The following is a 21,479-nucleotide window of genomic DNA, read 5'->3' on the forward strand; positions in this document are numbered from 1 at the left end:
ACGCTTTAAAATCCTAGATCTCTTTCAATTTCTTCAAATTCGATTACATCTTTCGCTTCCTTCCAAGTAGGTGTAATAAAGATATCTTCCACCAAGTCTTCCGTTTCTATTAGATCAGATACAATCACAAATGATTTTTTATTTTTTCTGTGTTCTTTAATCAGCGACGAAAATAACAAGATTTCTTGAACATCAATATTTTCTTGTCCTGAAATATCTAAAATGATATTTTCATCCTTAATCTTGGGATAATTTAGAAAAAAATCTTCAAAGAAAGATAATTTGTTATTAGAATCTTTCAACCATTTTGCTGATTTTGGTTTAATTGTGCAAATACCTTTTGCTCTTTTTATCACCATTTCTGAACCCATCATTTATTCATGTTTAATTTGTTCTGCCAATAAATAAATTACGGCCATTCTTATGGCCACACCATTTTCTACCTGATTTAATATAATAGATTGTTTTGAGTCTGCCACATCACTTGTCAATTCAACTCCTCGATTGATGGGACCGGGGTGCATAATGACAATTTCTTTGTTTAATGAATCCAAAATCTTTTTATTGATTCCAAAAAGTTGCACATACTCTCTAATGGAAGGGAAATATTTTATATCCATTCTTTCGTGTTGTACCCTGAGTACGTTGGCAACATCGCACCACTCCAAAGCTTTGATCAAAGATTTTTCATAGCTAACGCCCAAGGCGCTAATGTGTTTTGGAATAAGGGTAGTTGGACCACATAACATCACTTCAGCTCCTTGTAATTTGAGCGCATAAATATTGGATAGGGCTACCCTTGAGTGTAAGATATCGCCAATGATGACCACTTTTTTACCTTCAACACCTCCCAATTTTCCACGTATGGAATAAGAATCTAACAATGCCTGGGTAGGGTGTTCGTGTGCGCCATCACCTGCGTTGATGATTTTGGCATTGACGTTTTTAGATAAAAAATAGGCAGCCCCTTCATTAGGATGACGCATTACGATCATATCCACTTTCATGGATAGAATATTATTTGCCGTATCTATTAATGTTTCTCCTTTTTTTACACTGGATTGCGCTGCAGAAAAATTCACGACGTCTGCAGAAAGTCTTTTTTCTGCCAACTCGAATGACAAACGCGTTCTTGTACTATTCTCGAAAAATAAATTCGCAATGGTAATATCGCGTAAAGACGGTACTTTTTTAATGGGACGGTTAATGACTGATTTGAAATGATCTGCTGTTTTAAAGATAAGATCGATGTCGTTTTTGTTGAGGTGTTTAATTCCCAAAAGATGGTCTACGCTAAGCTTATTCATTTTTTTCGGGTTCTACTTTTTCTATTTAATAATTGACAATTTTTCTTCCAAATAAACAGCATCTGTTTGTCCATTTTCTTTCCAGTCTACCCGTACTTGTTCATTGTTTATCACATCTACTTGTCGTCCTCGGTAATCGGGTTGAATAGGCAAATGTCTGCTAAAACGCCTATCGATCAACACCAATAATTCAATCTTCTTGGGCCTGCCAAAGGCCTGGATCGCTGTGAGAGCAGCGCGGGTACTTCTGCCTGAATAGAGCACATCATCAATAAAAACGATCTTTTTATCTTCAACTAAAAAGTCGATTTCTGTTCTGTTGGCTTCAATGGGAGCATCTCTTCTTCTAAAATCGTCTCTATAAAAAGTGATGTCTAATTTTCCCTTTAAGATCTTTTTGATATTGTACTCTTCTTCCAAAATGTTGACCAATCGATTGCAAAGAAAAACACCTCTGGGTTGCAAGCCAACCAAGATGGTTTCTGAAAAATCTAAATGGTTTTCGATAAGTTGACAAGCCAAACGGTGGAGGATGATTTCTATCTCTTTTGCATTAAGTAAGGTCTTTTTTGTCATACCGGGCACAGTGCATAAGTGTTTAGCAAATTTACATTTTTTTGTGTGCGAATAGAAAAATATTTTATGTTAATTAAATTGTTAAGAAAAATAAGCACATGGATGTGAGTTGGAAAGATGAAATTGTAATTTAGTTTGAAAGAAATTGTGAATATGAATCAACAATTTTTCGACGACTTTGGGGGATTACCGTTATCGAAATTTGAGTTCATGCTGAAAACCAATAGCGTTTATTTTTTTGATGCAAATGAATTTGAAGAAATCATCCTATACTATATAGATAATGGAAAGTTCTCTCTCGCGAATAAAGCAGTTCAACTTGGTTTAAGACAACACCCCTTGTCGGTAGATCTCAAGTTGGTTCATGCAGAATTATTGGTACTCGAGGAAAAATTGGAGAATGCAGAAAAAATCTTGAATGAACTTCAAGAAATAGAGCCTGCAAACGAAGATATCTACATTCAAAAAGCGACTATTTATTCAAAAAAAGGTGTTCATAAGAAGGCGATTGCCTATTTGAAAATTGCCTTAGAATACAGCGAAGATCCAAGTGAGATTTACTCCATGATCGGTATGGAGTACCTCTATTTAGATGAATTTGAAACTGCCCGAGAGAACTTTGCAAAATGCTTGGATGTAGAATTTGATAATTACTCTACCCTATATAATGTCATTTATTGTTTTGACATGACAGACCAACATCAAGAAGCAGTTGATTATCTCAAAAATTATATAGACAAAGATCCATATAGCGAAGTTGCATGGCATCAATTGGGCAGGCAGTATTTCGTCTTAGAGAATTATGAAAAGGCCTTGGAGGCTTTTGAATATGCCATTTTAATTGATGATATATTTATAGGTGCACATCTCGAAAAGGCCAAAACACTTGAAGAACTGAATAGGTTAGAGGAGGCAATTGAATATTATAGGCTCACCATGGAGTTGGATACCGAAACCCCTTTTGCATTTCTCCGCATAGGGAAGTGTTATGAAGGATTGGGCGACTTAAATCAGGCGTTAGAATATTATAACAAAACGGTAAATGAAGATCCTTTATTGGATAAAGGCTGGTTGGCATTAACCGATATTTACATGAAAAAGGGTAAACTAGACCAAGCCTTAAAGAATATTAAAAAAGCATTAGGGATTGATGAGGAAGTGCCAGATTATTGGAATAAACTCGGTGAGATTTATGTTCGTTTGAATCAGTTGGAAGCTGCTGCAGGATCATTTCAAAAGAGTATCACTTTAGATCCTGAACAATTAGAAGTGCATCTCTCACTTGCTGATGTTTTACTGATCTCAAAAGAGGAGAGTGAAGCTTTACTCGTATTAAAAGAGGCAAAAGAAATTTTTAAGTCGGATGCAGAAATCCTCTTCAGGATAGCGGGACTACATTTTTTATTGGGAAATAAAGAAAGGTCTTTTTATTATCTGGAAAGAGCCCTTTCTATCAATTATGCTTATCAGGTTATTTTACAAGAACTGTTTCCTGATTTTTATGCGAGTCCCAGAGTTCAAAAACTCATTACAAAATACAATAATTAGTTCAATCTTTTCTAGAACAAGCCAATAAAGTATTTTTAAGCAACATGGCAATGGTCATTGGTCCAACGCCGCCAGGAACCGGTGTGATAAAGGAAGATTTTTCTTTTACCGACTCAAAATGAACATCACCGGCCAATCTAAATCCATTCTTTTTCGAGGCATCAGGTAATCTTGTGATACCCACATCAATCACTGAAACACCATCTTTGACCATATCACCTGTGAGAAATTCTGGAATCCCAATGGCCGCAACAATGATATCAGCCTGACTGGTAATTTCTTTTAGATTTTTAGTTCTACTATGGGCGAGTGTAACCGTTGCATTACCACATTTGCGTTTTTGACTTAACAAAATACTCATGGGTCTTCCAACAATATTACTTCTGCCTAAGACAACTACATTTTTGCCCGATGTTTCAATATTATACCGCTCTAATAATTCCATAATTCCGAAAGGTGTGGCAGGTAAAAAAGTAGGTAACTCCAAACACATTTTACCCACGTTTACAGGATGAAACCCATCTACATCTTTATTTGGATCTACAGCCAACAATATCTTGTCTTCATCTATATGTTTTGGTAGGGGTAATTGAACTATAAAACCGTCTATATCTTGGTCTTTATTTAAAATAGCGATTTCGTCTAACAATTGTTCTTCGGTCGTATCTTCGGGCAAATCGATCAAAGTAGAATTAAACCCAACTCTGGCACAAGCTTTTACTTTACTACTTACATAAGTCATACTTGCCCCGTCATTCCCCACAATAATAGCAGCCAAATGGGGGATTTTTTTTCCATCAGTTTTTCTTTGAGCAACGGCTTCTGCTATTTCACTTTTAATATCTTCTGAAGTCTTTTTCCCGTCGAGTAATATCATTGTATAGAATTTTTATGGCGATTATCTCATTCCTTTCATCATCTGCATCATTTTTTTTGCACCTCCGCCTTGCATCATTTTCATCATCTTGCTCATTTGAGAAAATTGTTTGAGCAATTGATTTACTTCTTGTACTTGGTTTCCGGAACCTTTGGCAATTCTTTTCTTTCTGGAGCCATTTATCAAAGCCGGATTGGATCTTTCTTGGGGTGTCATAGAATGGATCATCGCTTCGATTCCTTTAAAGGCATCATCATCAATATCAACATCTTTCATCATTTTCCCAGCTCCTGGAATCATTCCAACCAGGTCTTTCATATTACCCATTTTTTTGATCTGCTGAATTTGCTTTAAGAAATCATCAAAACCAAATTCATCTTTGGCAATTTTCTTTTGTAATTTTCTGGCCTCTTCTTCATCGTATTGTTCTTGCGCTCTTTCAACCAAAGAAATCACATCACCCATCCCTAGGATCCTTTCTGCCATCCTTTCTGGATAGAAGATATCGATGGCTTCCATTTTTTCTCCAGTACCAATAAATTTAATCGGTTTATTGACGACAGATTTGATAGATAAAGCAGCTCCACCACGGGTATCACCGTCTAATTTTGTGAGAATTACTCCGTCGAAATTTAGTATGTCATTAAAAGCTTTTGCTGTATTAACGGCATCCTGCCCCGTCATCGAGTCAACTACAAATAGGGTTTCTTGAGGTTGAATGGCCTTGTGGATATTAGAAATTTCATTCATCATTTCTTCATCCACGGCTAAACGACCTGCAGTATCTATAATGACCGTATTTTTTCCGTTTGCCTTGGCATATTTGATTGCGTTTTGAGCAATTTCTACCGGATTTTTATTGTCTTCTTCGGTATATACCTCAACACCAATTTGCTCACCGACAACTTTCAACTGGTTGATCGCGGCAGGACGATATACATCACAGGCAACGAGTAAAGGTTGTTTTGATTTTTTATTCTTTAAGAAGAGTGCAAGTTTGCCAGAGAAAGTCGTTTTACCAGAACCTTGTAAACCCGACATCAAAATAATTGAAGGGTTGCCAGATAAATTAATACCTGAAGCCTCACCGCCCATCAATTGAGCTAATTCATCCTTGACAATTTTCACCATTAATTGTCCAGGATTAAGGGTTGTCAATACATCCTGACCAATGGCTTCGTCCTTTACTTTCGCAGTAAAATCTTTGGCAATTTTGTAGTTAACATCGGCATCGAGAAGTGCTCTACGGACTTCTTTAAGCGTTTCTGCTACATTAATTTCAGTAATGCTCCCATGTCCTTTTAAAACATGAAACGCCTTGTCAAGTTTGTCGCTTAAATTATTAAACATACCTGTAAATTATATTTAGGCTGCAAAGATAACAATAATGAGGAAGCTTCAAACCCCGAAAAAAGATGTTTTCTACAAAAACGAAAGACTATGAGCCTTTTTTAAATGTAATGGAGGTACTATTAACACAATACCTTTTGCCCGTAGTGTCTTGAGGTCCATCGTCAAAGATATGTCCGAGATGCCCTCCGCAAGAATTACAAAGAATTTCAGTTCTAATCATTCCGTGACTTTTATCGATTTTATATTCCACAGCTCCTTCTATTGCATCGTCAAAACTAGGCCAACCACAATGACTCTGAAATTTAGAATTAGACTCGAACAATTGTGCATTGCAGGCCGTGCAAAAATAGGTTCCTTTTTCAAAATGATTGGTGTAACCGTAATCTCCTGGTCTGTCGGTCCCTTTCTCCCTTAAAATATAATATTGCTCCGGAGTGAGGATTTTTTTCCATTCATCCTCTGTTTTGTTTACTTTACGTTGTTTGTTTTCCATGTTATTTTGTGCTGAAAGGGTTAGACTTTGAAGGATAATGAATAATCCTACTACATATACTTTTGTCATTTTTCTTGAATAAATTGTATGATACGTTTTAACACAAAAGGATCTTTAAAAATTTTATGATGTCCTAAGTTATTCGTAATAAGTAAAGAACCTTTTTCAAGTTTTTGACGCAATGTAATTGCACTCCTTACAGGTACAAAAGCATCTGCTGTATCATGAATAACCAGGATAGGAATTTTTATTTCAGTCGCAGCTACAGTTGAATCAAAATCGTGAATGCCAATGTTGAATTTCTTAGCATAATAGTTCAAGATAATCTCAGCTATTTCATCTTTCACTTCAAATTTCTGAACGAAGCTTGTAAGTACATCAATAATCCGATCGTCAGCACCAATGGTTACGGCCTTTTTTACCTTTAAACCTCGTGAAATGCTATTCAATAAAGCCATGGCACCCCATGAGTGCCCAATCGCAAAATCAAAAGGTCCATATTTTTTATCTAATGCATTTATTGTATCCACATACTCGAGCATATTTGTTATTTTACCGCTAGATAAACCATGTGCGGGTGCATCCGGGCTTATCACCATCATACGATTTTCGAGTAATTTATCTGCTAAATGATGCAGCTGACTTCCCCTACCGGCCCAACCGTGAAGCAAGAGTACCTTTGTCTTAGAAAAACCATAGGAATAAACCATTATTTCTTGCCCTGTACCCGGTATTTGTACAATTTCATTTTTGGCACTTTTCCTAAATATCAATTCGCGCTCAGGAACTTTAAATTTTGGTGGCGTTTCAAAAATCTTAGATAAATAAAAGGCAGATAGTTTTGGGGAGATCAACTCTAAGGTTTTTCCGATGTAAATCAATGGTTTAGGTATTTTGAACGCTTGATTTTTTATTTTATCGACATTTTTTTGATTCATGTTTATTTGATTACTTAAGGGTATTTCTTCGAAATAGGGGTAAAGTTATTATTATCTTTAGGAAATTTGTAATTTCACCGCAAAAACAAAAGTGAATTTAGAAAAAGGAGATAAAAAACTACTTAATAGTTGGGCTTTTTATGATTGGGCTAATTCTGTCTATTCTTTAGTTATAAGTACCGCAATCTTTCCAATTTATTACGAAAGTGTCACACAAACTGAAAGTGGGTTGGTCAATTTTTTTGGAACTCAATTTAATAATACAACACTTTATACCTATTCTTTATCAATTTCCTTTTTGATTGTTGCTTTGATTTCACCGCTGTTATCAGGAATTGCTGATTATGTTGGCAATAAAAAGAGTTACTTAAAAGGGTTTTGCTATTTGGGAAGTATTTCTGTGATGATGTTGTACTTTTTTAATAGTTTGGATACACTTTGGGTGGGACTTTTGTTCTCTATTTTGGCGAGTATTGGCTTTTGGGGAAGTTTGGTTTTTTACAACGCTTATTTACCCGAAATTGCCTACAAGGATCAGCAAGATAAGGTAAGTGCAAAGGGCTTTATCTATGGTTATTTAGGATCTGTACTCTTATTGATTTTCAATTTGTCGATGGTCATGAAACCCGAGTGGTATGGAATTACAAGTAGCACTTTAGCCCCAAGAATTTCCTTTTTGCTTGTAGGACTTTGGTGGATAGGATTTGCTCAAGTCACGTTTAAAAATTTACCTGAAGGGAATTATAATGCAAAACGAAATGATAAAAATTTGGTTTTTAAAGGGTATAGAGAGCTTCGAAAAGTTGTAAATGAATTGTATGATCAACCTGTCTTACTCAATTTTTTGGCCTCCTTCTTTTTGTATAGCATTGGTGTGCAAACTGTAATTTTGGTAGCAACTATTTACGGTAAAACAGAAATAGGTTTGAGTACCAGTAGTTTGATACTCACCATCATCATGATTCAAATTGTAGGGATTGCCGGAGCGTATTTATTTTCGAGATTATCAGGAAAAATAGGGAATGTTTCTACACTAAAAATTACTATACTTATTTGGTGTGCAACATGTTATGGAGCCTATTTACTCCAGCCTGAAGATCCCTTTGTAACGTATAAATTTTTTGGTTTAGGTTTTTTTATTGGTTTGGTTTTAGGAGCTATTCAAACTCTTTCAAGATCTACCTATTCTAAATTACTTCCTGAAACTAAAGACAATACCACCTATTTTAGTTTTTTTGACGTGACAGAAAAACTGGCTATCGTGTGGGGAACTTTTGTATTTGGTTTGGTTCTGGCGATCACAGAATCAATGAGAGTATCTATTTTACTAATTACCCTATTCTTTTTTGTCAGCCTAATTGTTCTGAGTTTTATCAAAAGAAAAGACCTTTCCTAAATTGTGTGTCTTTTTTTACTTCTTATTTCCAATTAAATGAACATCCATTTGTGGGAATGGAATACTAATTCCCGCTTCGTTCATTGCCTTGTAAACCTTTTCGTTGGTCTCAAAAAAAACAGGCCAATAGTTTTCTCCTTTTACCCATACCCTCGCTGTCAAGTTTACAGAGCTGTCGGCCAAGGTCGAAAGAGCGACAAAGGGTTCTGCCGGCTCATGAAGTATTCTATCATCTTGATTAAAAATATCAATGATTAATTTTCTCGCCTGTTCTACACTTTCACCATAAGCTATACCAAATGTAAAATCAACTCTCCTGTTTTCCTCTTTCGAATAATTAATTAAAGATCCATTAGACAGATTACCGTTTGGGATGATGACAATTTTGTTATCTGCTGTTTTTAGTGTTGTGTGAAAAATCAGTATTTCTTTAACCGTTCCAAGATAACCTTGGGTTTCTATAAAATCTCCAACTTTATATGGTTTGAAAAGTAAAATGATCACTCCGCCGGCAAAGTTTTGAAGAGATCCCTGTAAAGCCAATCCAACTGCTAAACCTGCTGCTCCAAGAATAGCAATAAATGAGGTCATTTCTACTCCTAACATACTCAATACCGTAATAATGAGTAAAAGTTTTAAGATGATTCCGGATAAACTCTTTAAAAATGGTTTTAAAGATGCATCAAGATCTCTCTTATCCATTATTGTATGAAGTGCCCGAGTTATTTTACGAATCACAAATGAACCAATAAACCAAACAAGTATTGCCCCAATTAATTTTGGGCCATAGGTTATTACAAAATGACTTAACTCGGTCATTAAATTTTCAATATTCATAGGTAAATGATTATTTTGATATTATCTTCTTCTATAAGATCCTTTAGGTGTTGCAGCTCTTGTGGTTTGAGGTCGGGGAGCAGGCCTAGCCTGCGCAGACTTTGGCCTTGAATAACTCGGTCTTGAGCTTGTCGGTTTCTGATATGATGGAGTACTAGGCCTTGCACTTGGTTGATTGGTACTAGGTCTCGTTGCTGGTCTAGCCGAAGGTTGATTTGTTGTGGGTTTCCCAGTACTTGGACGAGCAGACGGTTGACTTGTTGAGGGTCTCGTTGCAGGTTGGGAAGAAGGATTATTTGGTTTTGTAACAGGTCTACCTGTACTTTGATAATCTCTTGTCTTTAAGTCATCTCTACTCGTAACGCCTTTATCCCTCGCTACTCGTTCCAGGTCTGACTTGTTATTAATTCCTGCCCTATTGGCGGCTTGTTTTCTGTTGTCTGCTAATGCCGCTCTATTGGAAACACCCGGATTACGTTTATCAAAGCTCTGGTTCGGATTATTTCTGAAGTAAGAATTATTATTGTTATTGATCGTATTTCTAGAATTATTTATTCGAACATTATTATAATTGTAGGTATTGTGAATATTGATATGGACATGCACATTACTGCGATAAGCATAGGGAGAATAAGGTCTCCATGGATTCCAATAGGGAGGATGGTAGCCCCAATACCAAGGAGAATACCACGGCCTATAAGTTGCCATCCAAAAAAAAGTAAAAAATACGGGAACCACAGGATAAACAGGGTTGATATAATAATTAGGACCGTACATATCTACATTTCCCACAACCTGAACTTGGGTTTTATTACTTTTATCTTTTACCACATCAATTGTTGCTACTTGTTGGTACTGGTCTTTTGCCAACACAGATTCTATAGACAAAGTATGAACATTACCACTCGCAGTTTCCATGACCCTAAGGTAATCTACCTCTCCATCATTGTTTAAGTCGAGGTTATTAATTTGTATTTTAGGATCGTTCAAACGTCGCTCAAAATCCTCAATATCTTTTGACTCACCAAATATTGAAGCTACTGCTTCCAAATCTAAATTGTCGCTAATATCTGCGTTTGCCGCTTCGATAGTCGTTACGTCCTGTCCAGAAACAGATACAAAGCAAAAAAGTAGGATAGGGAATAAGAATTTTTGAAATATTTTCATAAAGTAATAAGATATGTTTTGGTTAGAACATGAATCGTACCAAAGATAAACAATTTTTATTTTTTTAATCAGCGTCAATAGGATTGAATTTTTTCAAATATTTGGCTATCCATAATTGATTAGTAATTAAATTACTTACTTTGTTCATGTCGAAAAAGCGTTATAACAACTAACTAATTGAATCTAAAGTCATATACATCAGAATTCAGATATAATTTAAAATTAGCTTATCCGGTTATGCTTGGTCATTTAGGTCATATTCTAGTGGGTTTGGCAGATAATGTGATGGTGGGTAGGCTGGGTCCTGCACCTTTGGCCGCAGTATCTTTGGGTAACAGTTTTGTTTTTGTTGCCTTTGCCCTTGGAATTGGATTTTCTTTGGCTATAACCCCCTTGATTGCCGAAGCGGATGGTGAAAAAAATACTTTGAGGGCTCGACTTTATTTTCAAAATGGTTTGATCATGTGCTTGATCTTAGGGGTCGTGATGTTTCTATTGTTAATTATGTCAGCACCATTGCTCAGGTATATGGATCAACCGCCCGAAGTTGTAGAATTAGCCGTGCCTTATCTGTATATTGTGGCTTTTTCGATGATCCCATTGATGGTCTTTCAAGCATACAAGCAGTTTACTGATGGCTTGTCCCAAACCAAGCATGGTATGAATGCAACCTTGGTTTCGAATGTTGTGAATGTAGTGTTGAATTTTGTGCTGATTTATGGTTTTTGGATTTTTCCAAGAATGGAGGTAAATGGTGCTGCATTGGGAACTCTTTTTTCAAGGTTCGCAATGATGTTCTTCATGATGTATATTGTTCATTCAAAAATAAAGTTTCGACCCTATATTGATAACTTGAGGAAAATTAAGATCTCCAAACCCGCTATGAGTAAGATTATTAATTTAGGATTTCCTTCGGCCATGCAAATGTTATTTGAGGTTGGAATTTTTACAGCGGCCATATGGCTGGCTGGAACTTTAGGTACAATAGATCAGGCGGCAAATCAGATAGCATTAAATTTAGCTTCCATGACATTTATGATTGCCGTTGGATTGGGTGTCACAGCCACAATTCGTGTGGGAAATCAAAAGGGACTTAAAGATTTCAATAATTTGAGAAGAATTAGCTTTTCTATTTTTCTTCAAATTTTTATCATTGAATTTATATTTGCCATCTTGTTTTTTCTACTTAAGAATATTTTGCCTGTGGCCTACATCGAAAATAAGGAAGTGATTGAAACTGCAGCTTCCCTATTACTTATTGCAGGTTTGTTTCAATTATCGGATGGTATACAAGTTGTTGTTTTAGGCGCACTTAGGGGGATGCAAGATGTTAAAATTCCGACTTACATTACATTTATTGCCTATTGGGTTATCGGACTACCAGTTAGTTATTTATTAGGTAAAAAATTGGATTTTGGTTCCCAAGGAATCTGGATAGGTTTATTGGTAGGATTAACAGCTTCAGCAGTTTTTTTATTTTTGCGATTTAACTACCTTTCGAAGAAATTAATTCATCAAAATTCTTGAGAATTTATGGGTGTAGTACTCAATCAAACATATAAAAATACGCTCATTATATTCTTGGGGTTTTTTATTGGTGGGATTAACGTACTTTTTCTATTTACCCATTTTTTGAGTGATGATTACTACGGCTTAGTAACATTTTTACTTTCTACTGCAAACTTGTTAATGCCTGTATTGGTGCTGGGTATGCAAAATACCATTGTTAAATTTTTTTATAGTTATGATAAGGAGAAAGACCGAGATCAGTTTTTATTAATGACCCTTGTACTTCCTCTGTTTATAATACTTCCTTTAGGTTTTTTCGCTTCTGTATTTTATGATAAAATTGCTGAATGGATTAGTAAAGAAAATGCGATTATCAGAGATTATACAGTGCTTATTTTTATTGTGGCGGTCTGTATGGGTTATTTTGAAGTATTCTATTCTTGGTGTAGGGTTCATTTAAAATCGGTTTATGGAAATTTTATCAAAGAAATATTTGCGCGCTTGGCCGTCATGATTTTATTATTTCTAGTGTATTTAAAAGTCATAGATGAGGAACAATTTATTTTGGCTGTCGTTCTTGTTTATTTCATTAGAATGATCATTATGATGATTTATGCCTTTCATGTTTATAAGCCCAAAAGTTTTAAGTGGGCGTGGCCTTATAACGTAAAAGAAATACTCTCTTTTTCTTTTTACATTATTTTAGCCGGTTCTGCAGGTACGATTTTATTGGAAATAGATAAGTTTATGATTCCTCAAATGGAGCAAATAGCCAAGGTTGCATATTATTCGGTTGGGGTTTATATCGCTTCAGTTATTAGTATACCTTCCAGAGCTATGCAGCAAATCATAAACCCTATAACAGCAAAGGAAATTCAAAATAATAATCTACAGGAAGTGAGTAGTTTGTATAAGAAAAGCGCATCCACATTATTGGTTTTTGGCGGGTTACTGTTTTTACTCATTAATTGCAATGTTGAAGATTTATATCGAATTATAAATAAGCCTCAATTTAGTGCGGGTATTTTGGTTGTATTGATTGTTTCTATAGCAGAAATGATTAAACTATCTATTGGTACAAATGGTGCAATTTTAACAAATTCGAAGTATTACAAAAGTTTTTTTTACTTCTCTATTGGCATGGCAGTAAGTGTTATTTTTCTGAATAAAATACTTATAGAAAAAATGGGAATCAATGGGGCAGCCATTTCTACTTTAATTGTTGTGGCTGTTTTTAGTTTACTTAGAGTGATCTATGTTCAGATTAAAATGAAAATGCAGCCTTTTGACCTTAAGATTGTATTACTCATTCTTTTTTTAGCTATATTATATTTTATATTTGAAAGGGTTGAGGTTTTTGAAAATCCTTTTTTTAATATTGCATTTAAATCTATTTTTATTGTGTTAGTTTATAGTGTTTTAATACTTAAATTTAAACTGTCTCTTGAATTTGAGAAATGGTTTAGACATCTTTTAAAAAGAACCTAATTTGGATTTTTTTCAACATTTTGTCATTGGTTTTATAATGGCTTTTGCAGGTTTACTTCCACCGGGTATGCTAAATATGACAGCAATGAAAACCGCCGTAGCAGTAGATAAGAAGGCAGGTTTTTTATTCTCCTTGGGGGCCGCACTTATTGTTATTCCGCAGGCTTTTATTGCGCTATATTTTGCCAATTATTTTGCAAAGCATCCTGAAATCATCGAAAACATCTCTTTTTTGGGTGTTATTGTACTGTTTTTATTGAGTGGTTTTTTCTTTTGGTTGGCTAGAAAAAAGAATTCGAAGGAAAGTAAAATTCAAAGTAGCAATTTCTTTTTTATGGGAATGATTATGTCTGCATTAAACATGCTTGCAATTCCCTATTACTTGGTTTATAGTACATTATTAGAATCAAGAGATATATTGATCTTAGAGAGAAATTATATTTTATTCTTTGTTTTTGGCGCATTTTTTGGCGCATTTGCCCTATTTACTTTATTCGTATTACTTTCAGATGTCTTAATAAAAAGAGCAAAATATATTGCCAGAAATTTGAATTACTTGTTGAGTATATTATTCTTTTTTTTAGCAATTTTTACTTTGATTAATATATTCAATAATTAATTATTAAATTCACGAAAATATTAAAAGTTTGGAATGATTGATGCCATTTTACAAAATCTTGAAAGAGGAAAGAAGCTTGTGGTAGAAGTAGACGATGCACAATTTAATGATAATTCTGTGGCTCCGTATTTTTCGAGTATCGGCATCCATATGCGACATGTATTAGATGTTTTTGACTGTATTTTTGACGGTTTACCTTCCGGAAATATTGATCTAACCCATAGAAAACGCAATGTTTTGGTAGAACAGGATAAAGAACTTTGCATTAGTTATTTTAACCGTATCCATGATAAATTGTCTGATCTTTCAGATCAAGAATTGGAAGTAATGGTTTCTGTTCATGATGATTTAGGTTTAGGTAAATTAGAGGCTCAATATACTCTCGCTGCGATTTTAATTCAGGCCCATAGCCATGCCATACATCATTTTGCCAGTATCGGCTATATCATTCATCAATTGGGTATTTCCTTACCCGATGCTGATTTTGGTTATAATCCAACTACGCCAAGAGCAGAAGTAAATTCTAAAAATTTAAATTAATTTGATTAATACGCTTGAGTTCTTTCGAGTAGTTACGTAAGAACTTTAAATTGTTTATGTATTCCTTTAAAGTAGGTAATTTAATTTCATTATTGGCGGTATTCATCTTCGCAATTTCATCAATAATTAACCAGTGTTGTTTGATTGTTTCAATGGCTTCTAGATAGCTGGCTTCCGGATGTGTGGCATCATAAATATGAGTGGGTTCAGAAATAATTCCATTTATTTCAATTATTTTAAAATTTTTGCCATTTAGAAGATCGTCAAAATTATCATATTTCAAATCCAATCTGCCATAATACCAACCTTCTGTTTGAAAGCTGATTTTGTCTATTAAGGCCGTTAGTTTTTCGTTAATCAAATGATTTCCATTAAGAAATTGTGTTCCCTTTGAATGATTTCCGATTTCTGACAATAGAATCTCTTCGTTTTTTGGATAAATTTTTTGAAGATTTTGGTGTTGGATGTTTTTGAGCAAATCTAAATATAAAGATGCTCTCGAATCTTTTAAAATTAGTTCTTCAAGCGTGCTTTGGCCATCTCCAAAAATTTTTAAATATTTTTTAATGGTAATGGAAGTGATTTTTCCTTTTTGAGAGGTAGGCATTCTATAGTAAAAAACACCAATTTCATTTTTATAATCAATAAAATCTTGAAGTATGACATCAAATGGAAATGTAGACAGATAATTTTTGAACATCTTTTCATTTTCTATTTTTTTAACCATATAACCTCTAAAACCAATGTCGGGTTTTAAAATACACGGAAAGTTAATGTTCTCAGCTTTGCATTCGATTAAAACTTTGTCTAGATTTTCATTTTTTTTTATGAATATACTTTTCGGTCTATACTCCTTGGGCAGTAGCATGAGGGTTTGGTATTTACTCTCTGTACCGTTGCCCGAATAAAAAATACCAGGATTTGTAGCAGAAAAATACACCAAACTTTTAGCTGCGATTGTTTTTTTTAGAAAGAAAGGAAAAAGAGGTAGATAATATAAATAGCTGGGCCAATATTCCCATTGGGTTGTCTTAATAAAAAATGTTTTAAGACCCATGTTCAAAAAGTGCTTTGAGGAGTACTCTGATGCCCTGAGTAACTAACAAAATTGTAAATATGGCCAATACTATTCCCAAAATTAGCAGGAATACCGAACCGTTTTTATTGATTAATTTGAAACCCATCGTAATGATGATAGGGGATAGGAATAACAGCGGCAAGGCAACCGCCAAATATTTGAACCCTTTCATTAATAATGGATTGGATTTCAATTTTCTTGATTTGGACATGATCAAAGGTTTAGACTAAAATAATCATTTTCAAAGTAAGGGTATAAAAAAACTCCAATATCTTGGTAAAAATATTGGAGTTTTACACTGAAAATTAAAATTAAGCTAAGGCCTTTTCTAAATTTACTTTTAAAATTTCCAAAAAGTCCTCAGTGTTGAGGTAATCTTTTGAAGTCAATTTATCTCCGTGGATTAAAAGAGCAAGGTCTTTGGTCATTTTACCGCTTTCCACTGTATCGATACAAACTTTTTCCAATTGATGACAGAAGTTGATCAAATCTTGATTGTTATCTAATTTCCCTCTGTGTTCCAAACCTCTTGTCCATGCAAAAATTGATGCAATTGGATTAGTAGATGTTTTTTTGCCTAATTGATGTTGTCTATAATGACGTGTTACTGTACCATGCGCCGCCTCTGCTTCAACTGTTTTTCCATCTGGAGTAACAAGAACTGAGGTCATTAATCCTAAAGAACCAAATCCTTGGGCAACAGTATCTGACTGAACATCACCATCATAATTTTTACAAGCCCAAACAAAACCACCAGACCATTTCATTGCAGAAGCCACCATATCATCAATCAATCTATGCTCATAAGTAATACCGGCTTTCTCAAATTTATCTTTGAATTCATTCTGATACACTTCTTCAAAAATATCTTTGAATCTTCCGTCATAAGCTTTTAGGATCGTGTTTTTCGTACTCATATACAATGGCCAACCTTTTGTCAATGCCTGATTAAAACTTGATCTTGCAAACCCATAGATAGAAGAATCTATATTGTACATGGCCAATGCTACTCCATCCTCTTGAAAATTATACACTTCAAAAGTCTGTTCCGGATCTCCGTTTTCAGGTTTGAAAGTCAATGTCAGTTTCCCTTTTCCTTTCGTTACAAAATCAGTTGCTTTATATTGATCTCCAAAAGCATGTCTACCAATACAAATTGGTTTGGTCCAACCTTGAACATACCTAGGTACATTTTTCATGATGATTGGCTCTCTAAAAATAGTTCCACCTACGATGTTTCTGATTGTGCCATTTGGAGATCTCCACATTTTCTTCAAGCTAAATTCTTTTACTCGGTCTTCATCCGGAGTAATCGTAGCACATTTAATACCAACATTGTATTTTTTTATTGCCTCAGCAGCATCTATTGTTACCTGGTCGCTGGTTTCATCTCGATGTTCTACACCTAAATCGAAATATTTGATATCTACATTTAAATACGGTAAAATCAACTGCTCTTTGATGAATTTCCATATGATTCTTGTCATCTCATCGCCATCAAGCTCAACAACAGGATTTGCAACATTAATTTTGGTCATTATTGTTTACTTTAGTTTAAAATGTTGCAAATATAAAAAACAATTAAAAGTTTCACTATTAAAAACGAATTAAAACAGGAATAATAAAAACTCCCTTTAAAAACAAAGAAGCCATACAAAAATGTATGGCTTCAATTGAGAAAGTTTACACAATGAATTGTGTGACTTTTTAGGGAGATAACTCCATGATGTTTTTCATTTCCATTTCTCTTTATGCGCTAAACACTTTGAAATAAAGTTGAAAAACTATTTTGAGTCAATTGATTGCGATACATCCAATTTCATAACAATAGCAAGGGAATGCATCTCTTAATGAAAAGACTCGATCAAATTTAATCTTTGTCAATCAGTTAAACTGTTTTAGAAATTTTATTTTACAAACAGTTTGTAAACAAATCTTATAAACAATTGTGTATAAAATCATAAAAAAACAAAAGCCATAAAAAGATTTTAACCTTTTTATGGCCTTTTCAGAAACTTTTACAAATTGTTCGAATAAAATTCAAATCATTTATAACAGTTTCGTCAAGTTCACTTCAAATTCTAAAACTATTGCTTTATTGTTTTCTGTGAACTGAGGTTTTCGGAAAATGTTTTTACCAAATGATTCGTGCTAAATACTCAGCAAAATTTCCTAAACCTAAAGTTAACTCTAAAAGAACCAACTCATACAACTTTAAAACTCAATTTTTATCCCCGAGTAAAACAAGTGTTTAAAAATTTCCTTCTAAAATTGTTTTATAAATATACTCTAGATAACAGTTTAAGCCAAAAAAATCAAATTTATATTATGCACAACTTATCCTCACGAGATATGAACAATTGGGGATAAAAAAAGTCCTGTAAAATACAGGACTTTTGAAAGCTAAAACTTCTATTTTTACTAAACTCTTTTTTCTTTAATTTGAGCTTTTTTACCAGTCAATTCTCTATAATAGAAAATTCTTGCTCTTCTTACTTTACCTCGTTTGTTAACCTCGATTTTTGAGATAGCGGGCAAATTCATTGGGAAGATACGCTCAACGCCAACAGTACCAGACATTTTTCTGATTGTAAAAGTTTCAGTAGCTCCTGAACCTCTTTTTTGGATTACCACACCTCTAAAAAACTGAGTACGTGTTTTTTTACCTTCCGTAATTTCATAATAAACAGTAATTGTATCTCCTGTAGAGAATGAAGGTAATTCATTTTTGTTCACAAATTCGTCTTGAACAAACTTTACTAAATTTTCCATTTTTCAATAATAAATTGTTATTCAACAATCAACATTCACGATTTTCGTCAGAGGTTAATTTTGAGATTGCAAATTTAGAAATATTTTTTTGATAAATAAAAGAAGAAAGAATAAATAATTCTGCCTTTTTTATGTTTGTAAATGCCTTTAAAACTGTAAGTTAGCATAGATTCCCATCGTGTTATTCTCAAAGGTTGGGCTTAGCATTACTTTCCATTGCTTCTTTTTAAGTGGTTGCCAATTTTTTAGCGGTTCAATTCGATAAACCAGATCTGCCACAATCATTCCAATCCCGGCGCCAACCAATACATCCGATACCCAATGTTCATTATTCAAAACGCGCAAGACAGCTGTTCCTGTTGCTAAAAAATATCCAGAATATGCCACCCATTTATTCGTATCATTGAATTCACGATGCAAAACTGTGGCCATCACAAAAGCCATTGACGTATGTCCGGAGGGGAAGCTATCCGCTTCACCATTTGGTCTTACCTCATTCGTTATTTTTTTAAGTGTATACGTTATCGCTCCATTGGCCAATAGTGCAATGCCCAAAAATTTAGTTTGAGTAAATGCATCATTTTTACTTTCAATTTTTAGAAGATCAGCTCCATACATAACTAAAGACGGAGTCACGAACAAAAAATCATCTAAACTTGTTTCAAAATCATTTAATCCATTTTGAATTTCATTTTGAAGGTTTACCTTGCCGAGGTTTCCATTGGAATAATTCACATATAAACCTACTCCAATGATGGAAAAGGGTATGATCGAACTTTTTAAAAAAGAATTTTTTTGATCAGTTTTTGGCAAATAAACAGCAGTAGAATCTATTTGAGCATTTAGTTTGAATACAACTAGTAGTGCGATAATTAAAGCTTTAACCTTCACGATTTCTTTCTTTATTTAAAAGGTCTGGTCGGATTCGTTTCGTTCTTTCTATAGCCTGCTCATGTCTCCATTCATCTATTTTTGGAAAATTACCAGACAAAAGTATGTCGGGTACTTTCATACCTTTATATTCTGCTGGTCGGGTAAAAACCGGTGGCGCTAATAAATTATCTTGAAATGAATCGGTGAGAGCAGAAGTTTCATCGCCTAGAACTCCTGGTATCAATCGGATTACCGCATCGCACAGAACTGCAGCAGCGAGTTCACCTCCTGATAATACATAATCGCCAATCGATATTTCTTTTGTAACAAATTTATCTCTAATTCTTTGGTCTATTCCTTTATAATGACCCGTAATAATAATTATATTTTGACAAGATGATAGCTGATTTGCTGTCTGCTGATTTAAGGTGGGCGCATCTGGTGTCATATAAATTACCTCGTCGTAAACTCTTTCTGCAAAAAGCTCTGAGAGGCATTTATCTATGGGTTCAATCATCAATACCATACCTGCACCTCCACCAAATTGATAATCATCAATTTTACCATAGCGATTAAGGGCATAATCACGTAAATTGTGAAAATGAATTTCAGTAATCTTTTTGTCAATGGCCCTTTTTAAAATAGAATGTTCAAAAGGACTTTTGATTAATTCAGGAGAAACAGAAATAATATCGATTCGCATGGCGCAAAATTAAAGTTTATTTCTCATTTAAACTGTGGGTCTTTTGTGCTTTGATCATTCGATCTTTCTGTTGGTAGTCTTTTTTGATTTCAATATGGGTATAATCGTACTGCTCAAGAAGTTCTTTGGTTTGATTTCCTTTTGTTTCATTGATTTCAAAAAATAAAAATCCATCAGAACTCAATTTTGTCTCAGAAAGCGATATAATTTTTCGATAAAATAGCAGTGCATCATGATCTTTTACAAACAAGGCTGTTTCAGGTTCAAAATCCAGTACGTTTTTTTTCATCCTTTCTTTCTCTGATTCAAGAACATAGGGCGGGTTGGAAACGATGATGTCAAAAGTTTCATTTATATCCAAACCCTTTAAAACGTCACCTTCAATAAATTCTACCGAAACATTATTGATTAAGGCATTCTTTTTCGCTGTATGCAGTGCCTCAACTGATATGTCTAATGCGGAAACCTTGGATTTTGGTAGATTTTTGGCCAATGAAATGGCGATGCAACCAGAACCTGTGCCTATATCTAAAATTTTTGTTCTATTATTTTTGTCTGTTGAGGAGATGATCCAATTCACCAATTCTTCCGTTTCTGGCCTTGGAATTAATATGCTGGAGTTGACCTCGAATTTCAATCCATAAAACTCGGTATGACCAATGATATATTGCAGAGGATACTCTTGTTGTAATTTTAGAAGGGCATTATTGAGTTTAGTTTGTTGCTCTGTTAGAAGTTCTTGTTCTAATTGAAGGGCTAATTTATGTCTGGGCAAATCAAAAAAATCCTCACATAAAACTCTAAAAAAGAAAAGAATTTCTTCTTTGGTATATTTTGATTCTAAATCTCTTAAAAAGCGAAGTTGATTTTGTTTAAAGGTCATTTAGTTTGTTCTAAATTCTTAATCATCCATACATTGCATGCATAGTGAGACGTGTTACCCAGTGCCTGATTGATCTGTGTAAAACCATTTCTCACATACAAATTGATGGCTGCTTGCATCTGTGGAAAAGTTTCCAAATAACATTTTTCGTAGTTGCAGTATTTTGCAAATTCGAGACATTTTAAGATCAGTTCTTTTCCCACTTTCCTGTTTCTTGCCTCAGGTAAAATATACATCTTTTGCAATTCACAAATATTATCTTCACTTTGGCTCAAATGTTTAATCCCGGCTCCCCCAACAATTTTATTATCTAAGATGGCTACAAAATAGGCCTCATTATTATCTTGATACGCTTGATACATGGCATCAGTTTCTTTATCCATATAGGCTGTACCTTCTCTTGCGGCATCATGCTCCACAAGAACGGACTTTATGATTCTGGAGACCTCTGTGTTGTCTGTAGGTAAAATGCGTCTTATTATTAAGGTATCATTCATATCTTTGTTCCTTAAAAATTGGTTA

At 34.3% G+C, this 21,479-nt stretch carries 23 protein-coding genes; 6 read left to right on the forward strand and 17 right to left on the reverse strand.

Features of this window, described 5'->3' with window-relative positions; translation table 11 throughout:
- Positions 1-5 precede the first annotated feature (5 nt).
- The 3 genes from ACFQ39_RS09055 to pyrR are packed head-to-tail and all read right to left on the reverse strand — an operon-like array spanning position 6 to position 1,883.
- Positions 6-374, reverse strand: a complete 369-nt coding sequence (locus tag ACFQ39_RS09055) for a ribonuclease Z (protein ID WP_377178244.1) — start codon at positions 372-374, stop codon at positions 6-8.
- Positions 375-1,307, reverse strand: a complete 933-nt coding sequence (locus tag ACFQ39_RS09060) for an aspartate carbamoyltransferase catalytic subunit (protein ID WP_377178246.1) — start codon at positions 1,305-1,307, stop codon at positions 375-377. It lies immediately after the preceding gene.
- Positions 1,308-1,328: 21 nt separating this feature from the next.
- Positions 1,329-1,883, reverse strand: a complete 555-nt coding sequence (gene pyrR / locus ACFQ39_RS09065; protein WP_377178248.1) for a bifunctional pyr operon transcriptional regulator/uracil phosphoribosyltransferase PyrR — start codon at positions 1,881-1,883, stop codon at positions 1,329-1,331.
- Positions 1,884-2,093: 210 nt separating this feature from the next.
- Here pyrR and ACFQ39_RS09070 point away from each other — a divergent pair, with 210 nt between their 5' ends.
- A complete protein-coding gene (locus tag ACFQ39_RS09070) occupies positions 2,094-3,431 on the forward strand; it encodes a tetratricopeptide repeat protein (RefSeq protein WP_377178250.1) in 1,338 nt (445 codons plus the stop codon).
- Position 3,432: 1 nt separating this feature from the next.
- Here ACFQ39_RS09070 and folD read toward each other — a convergent pair whose 3' ends face one another.
- The 4 genes from folD to ACFQ39_RS09090 form a co-directional block, all read right to left on the reverse strand.
- Positions 3,433-4,308: a bifunctional methylenetetrahydrofolate dehydrogenase/methenyltetrahydrofolate cyclohydrolase FolD gene (gene folD, locus ACFQ39_RS09075; RefSeq protein ID WP_377178252.1), complete on the reverse strand. Its 876-nt coding sequence runs from the start codon at positions 4,306-4,308 to the stop codon at positions 3,433-3,435.
- Between the two features lie 21 nt (positions 4,309-4,329).
- The gene (gene ffh, locus ACFQ39_RS09080; RefSeq protein WP_377178254.1) at positions 4,330-5,658 is read right to left on the reverse strand and encodes a signal recognition particle protein; all 1,329 of its coding nucleotides are present in this window, start codon (positions 5,656-5,658) and stop codon (positions 4,330-4,332) included.
- Positions 5,659-5,746: 88 nt separating this feature from the next.
- On the reverse strand, positions 5,747-6,154 hold the full coding sequence (msrB, locus tag ACFQ39_RS09085) for a peptide-methionine (R)-S-oxide reductase MsrB (RefSeq protein WP_377179984.1): 408 nt from the start codon (positions 6,152-6,154) through the stop codon (positions 5,747-5,749).
- Between the two features lie 65 nt (positions 6,155-6,219).
- On the reverse strand, positions 6,220-7,092 hold the full coding sequence (locus ACFQ39_RS09090; RefSeq protein WP_377178256.1) for an alpha/beta fold hydrolase: 873 nt from the start codon (positions 7,090-7,092) through the stop codon (positions 6,220-6,222).
- 91 nt (positions 7,093-7,183) lie between these two features.
- On the opposite strand from ACFQ39_RS09090, the gene ACFQ39_RS09095 reads away from it, so the two are divergent.
- Complete coding sequence (locus ACFQ39_RS09095) at positions 7,184-8,488, forward strand: MFS transporter (RefSeq protein WP_377178258.1); 1,305 nt, start codon at positions 7,184-7,186, stop codon at positions 8,486-8,488.
- Positions 8,489-8,503: 15 nt separating this feature from the next.
- On the opposite strand, the gene ACFQ39_RS09100 is transcribed toward ACFQ39_RS09095, so the two are convergent.
- A complete protein-coding gene (locus ACFQ39_RS09100) occupies positions 8,504-9,325 on the reverse strand; it encodes a mechanosensitive ion channel family protein (RefSeq protein ID WP_377178260.1) in 822 nt (273 codons plus the stop codon).
- A gap of 21 nt (positions 9,326-9,346) precedes the next feature.
- Positions 9,347-10,492, reverse strand: a complete 1,146-nt coding sequence (locus ACFQ39_RS09105) for a hypothetical protein (RefSeq protein WP_377178262.1) — start codon at positions 10,490-10,492, stop codon at positions 9,347-9,349.
- A gap of 177 nt (positions 10,493-10,669) precedes the next feature.
- On the opposite strand from ACFQ39_RS09105, the gene ACFQ39_RS09110 reads away from it, so the two are divergent.
- Genes ACFQ39_RS09110 through ACFQ39_RS09125 form a run of 4 tightly spaced genes read left to right on the forward strand, consistent with a single transcriptional unit; the run spans position 10,670 to position 14,648 of the window.
- On the forward strand, positions 10,670-12,019 hold the full coding sequence (locus tag ACFQ39_RS09110; protein WP_377178264.1) for an MATE family efflux transporter: 1,350 nt from the start codon (positions 10,670-10,672) through the stop codon (positions 12,017-12,019).
- A 6-nt stretch (positions 12,020-12,025) separates the two neighbouring features.
- On the forward strand, positions 12,026-13,489 hold the full coding sequence (locus ACFQ39_RS09115; RefSeq protein ID WP_377178266.1) for an oligosaccharide flippase family protein: 1,464 nt from the start codon (positions 12,026-12,028) through the stop codon (positions 13,487-13,489).
- A gap of 1 nt (position 13,490) precedes the next feature.
- The gene (locus ACFQ39_RS09120) at positions 13,491-14,108 is read left to right on the forward strand and encodes a LysE family transporter (protein WP_377178268.1); all 618 of its coding nucleotides are present in this window, start codon (positions 13,491-13,493) and stop codon (positions 14,106-14,108) included.
- 33 nt (positions 14,109-14,141) lie between these two features.
- Positions 14,142-14,648: a DinB family protein gene (locus tag ACFQ39_RS09125; protein WP_377178270.1), complete on the forward strand. Its 507-nt coding sequence runs from the start codon at positions 14,142-14,144 to the stop codon at positions 14,646-14,648.
- On the opposite strand, the gene ACFQ39_RS09130 is transcribed toward ACFQ39_RS09125, so the two are convergent.
- The 8 genes from ACFQ39_RS09130 to ACFQ39_RS09165 form a co-directional block, all read right to left on the reverse strand.
- Positions 14,632-15,705 carry a D-alanine--D-alanine ligase gene (locus ACFQ39_RS09130; protein WP_377178272.1) on the reverse strand — a complete coding sequence of 358 codons (1,074 nt, stop codon included), beginning with the start codon at positions 15,703-15,705 and terminating at the stop codon, positions 14,632-14,634. The genes ACFQ39_RS09125 and ACFQ39_RS09130 overlap by 17 nt on opposite strands.
- Positions 15,695-15,937 carry a DUF6095 family protein gene (locus ACFQ39_RS09135; protein WP_377178274.1) on the reverse strand — a complete coding sequence of 81 codons (243 nt, stop codon included), beginning with the start codon at positions 15,935-15,937 and terminating at the stop codon, positions 15,695-15,697. The genes ACFQ39_RS09130 and ACFQ39_RS09135 overlap by 11 nt, the downstream gene beginning before the upstream one ends.
- 100 nt (positions 15,938-16,037) lie before the next feature.
- On the reverse strand, positions 16,038-17,264 hold the full coding sequence (locus ACFQ39_RS09140; protein ID WP_377178276.1) for an NADP-dependent isocitrate dehydrogenase: 1,227 nt from the start codon (positions 17,262-17,264) through the stop codon (positions 16,038-16,040).
- Positions 17,265-18,147: 883 nt separating this feature from the next.
- Positions 18,148-18,498 carry a 50S ribosomal protein L19 gene (gene rplS, locus ACFQ39_RS09145; protein ID WP_377178278.1) on the reverse strand — a complete coding sequence of 117 codons (351 nt, stop codon included), beginning with the start codon at positions 18,496-18,498 and terminating at the stop codon, positions 18,148-18,150.
- A gap of 147 nt (positions 18,499-18,645) precedes the next feature.
- Positions 18,646-19,389 carry a phosphatase PAP2 family protein gene (locus ACFQ39_RS09150; RefSeq protein ID WP_377178280.1) on the reverse strand — a complete coding sequence of 248 codons (744 nt, stop codon included), beginning with the start codon at positions 19,387-19,389 and terminating at the stop codon, positions 18,646-18,648.
- Entirely contained in the window at positions 19,379-20,074 is a 696-nt protein-coding gene (trmD, locus tag ACFQ39_RS09155) for a tRNA (guanosine(37)-N1)-methyltransferase TrmD (RefSeq protein ID WP_377178282.1), read from the reverse strand. Before trmD ends, ACFQ39_RS09150 begins: the two co-directional genes overlap by 11 nt.
- Before the next feature lie 16 nt (positions 20,075-20,090).
- Positions 20,091-20,957: a peptide chain release factor N(5)-glutamine methyltransferase gene (gene prmC / locus ACFQ39_RS09160; protein WP_377178284.1), complete on the reverse strand. Its 867-nt coding sequence runs from the start codon at positions 20,955-20,957 to the stop codon at positions 20,091-20,093.
- The gene (locus ACFQ39_RS09165; RefSeq protein ID WP_377178286.1) at positions 20,954-21,454 is read right to left on the reverse strand and encodes a GNAT family N-acetyltransferase; all 501 of its coding nucleotides are present in this window, start codon (positions 21,452-21,454) and stop codon (positions 20,954-20,956) included. Before ACFQ39_RS09165 ends, prmC begins: the two co-directional genes overlap by 4 nt.
- Positions 21,455-21,479: the final 25 nt, after the last annotated feature.

Origin of the sequence: Namhaeicola litoreus (genome assembly GCF_042679565.1) — a bacterium.
GTDB classification, from domain to species: Bacteria; Bacteroidota; Bacteroidia; order Flavobacteriales; family Flavobacteriaceae; genus Namhaeicola; species Namhaeicola litoreus.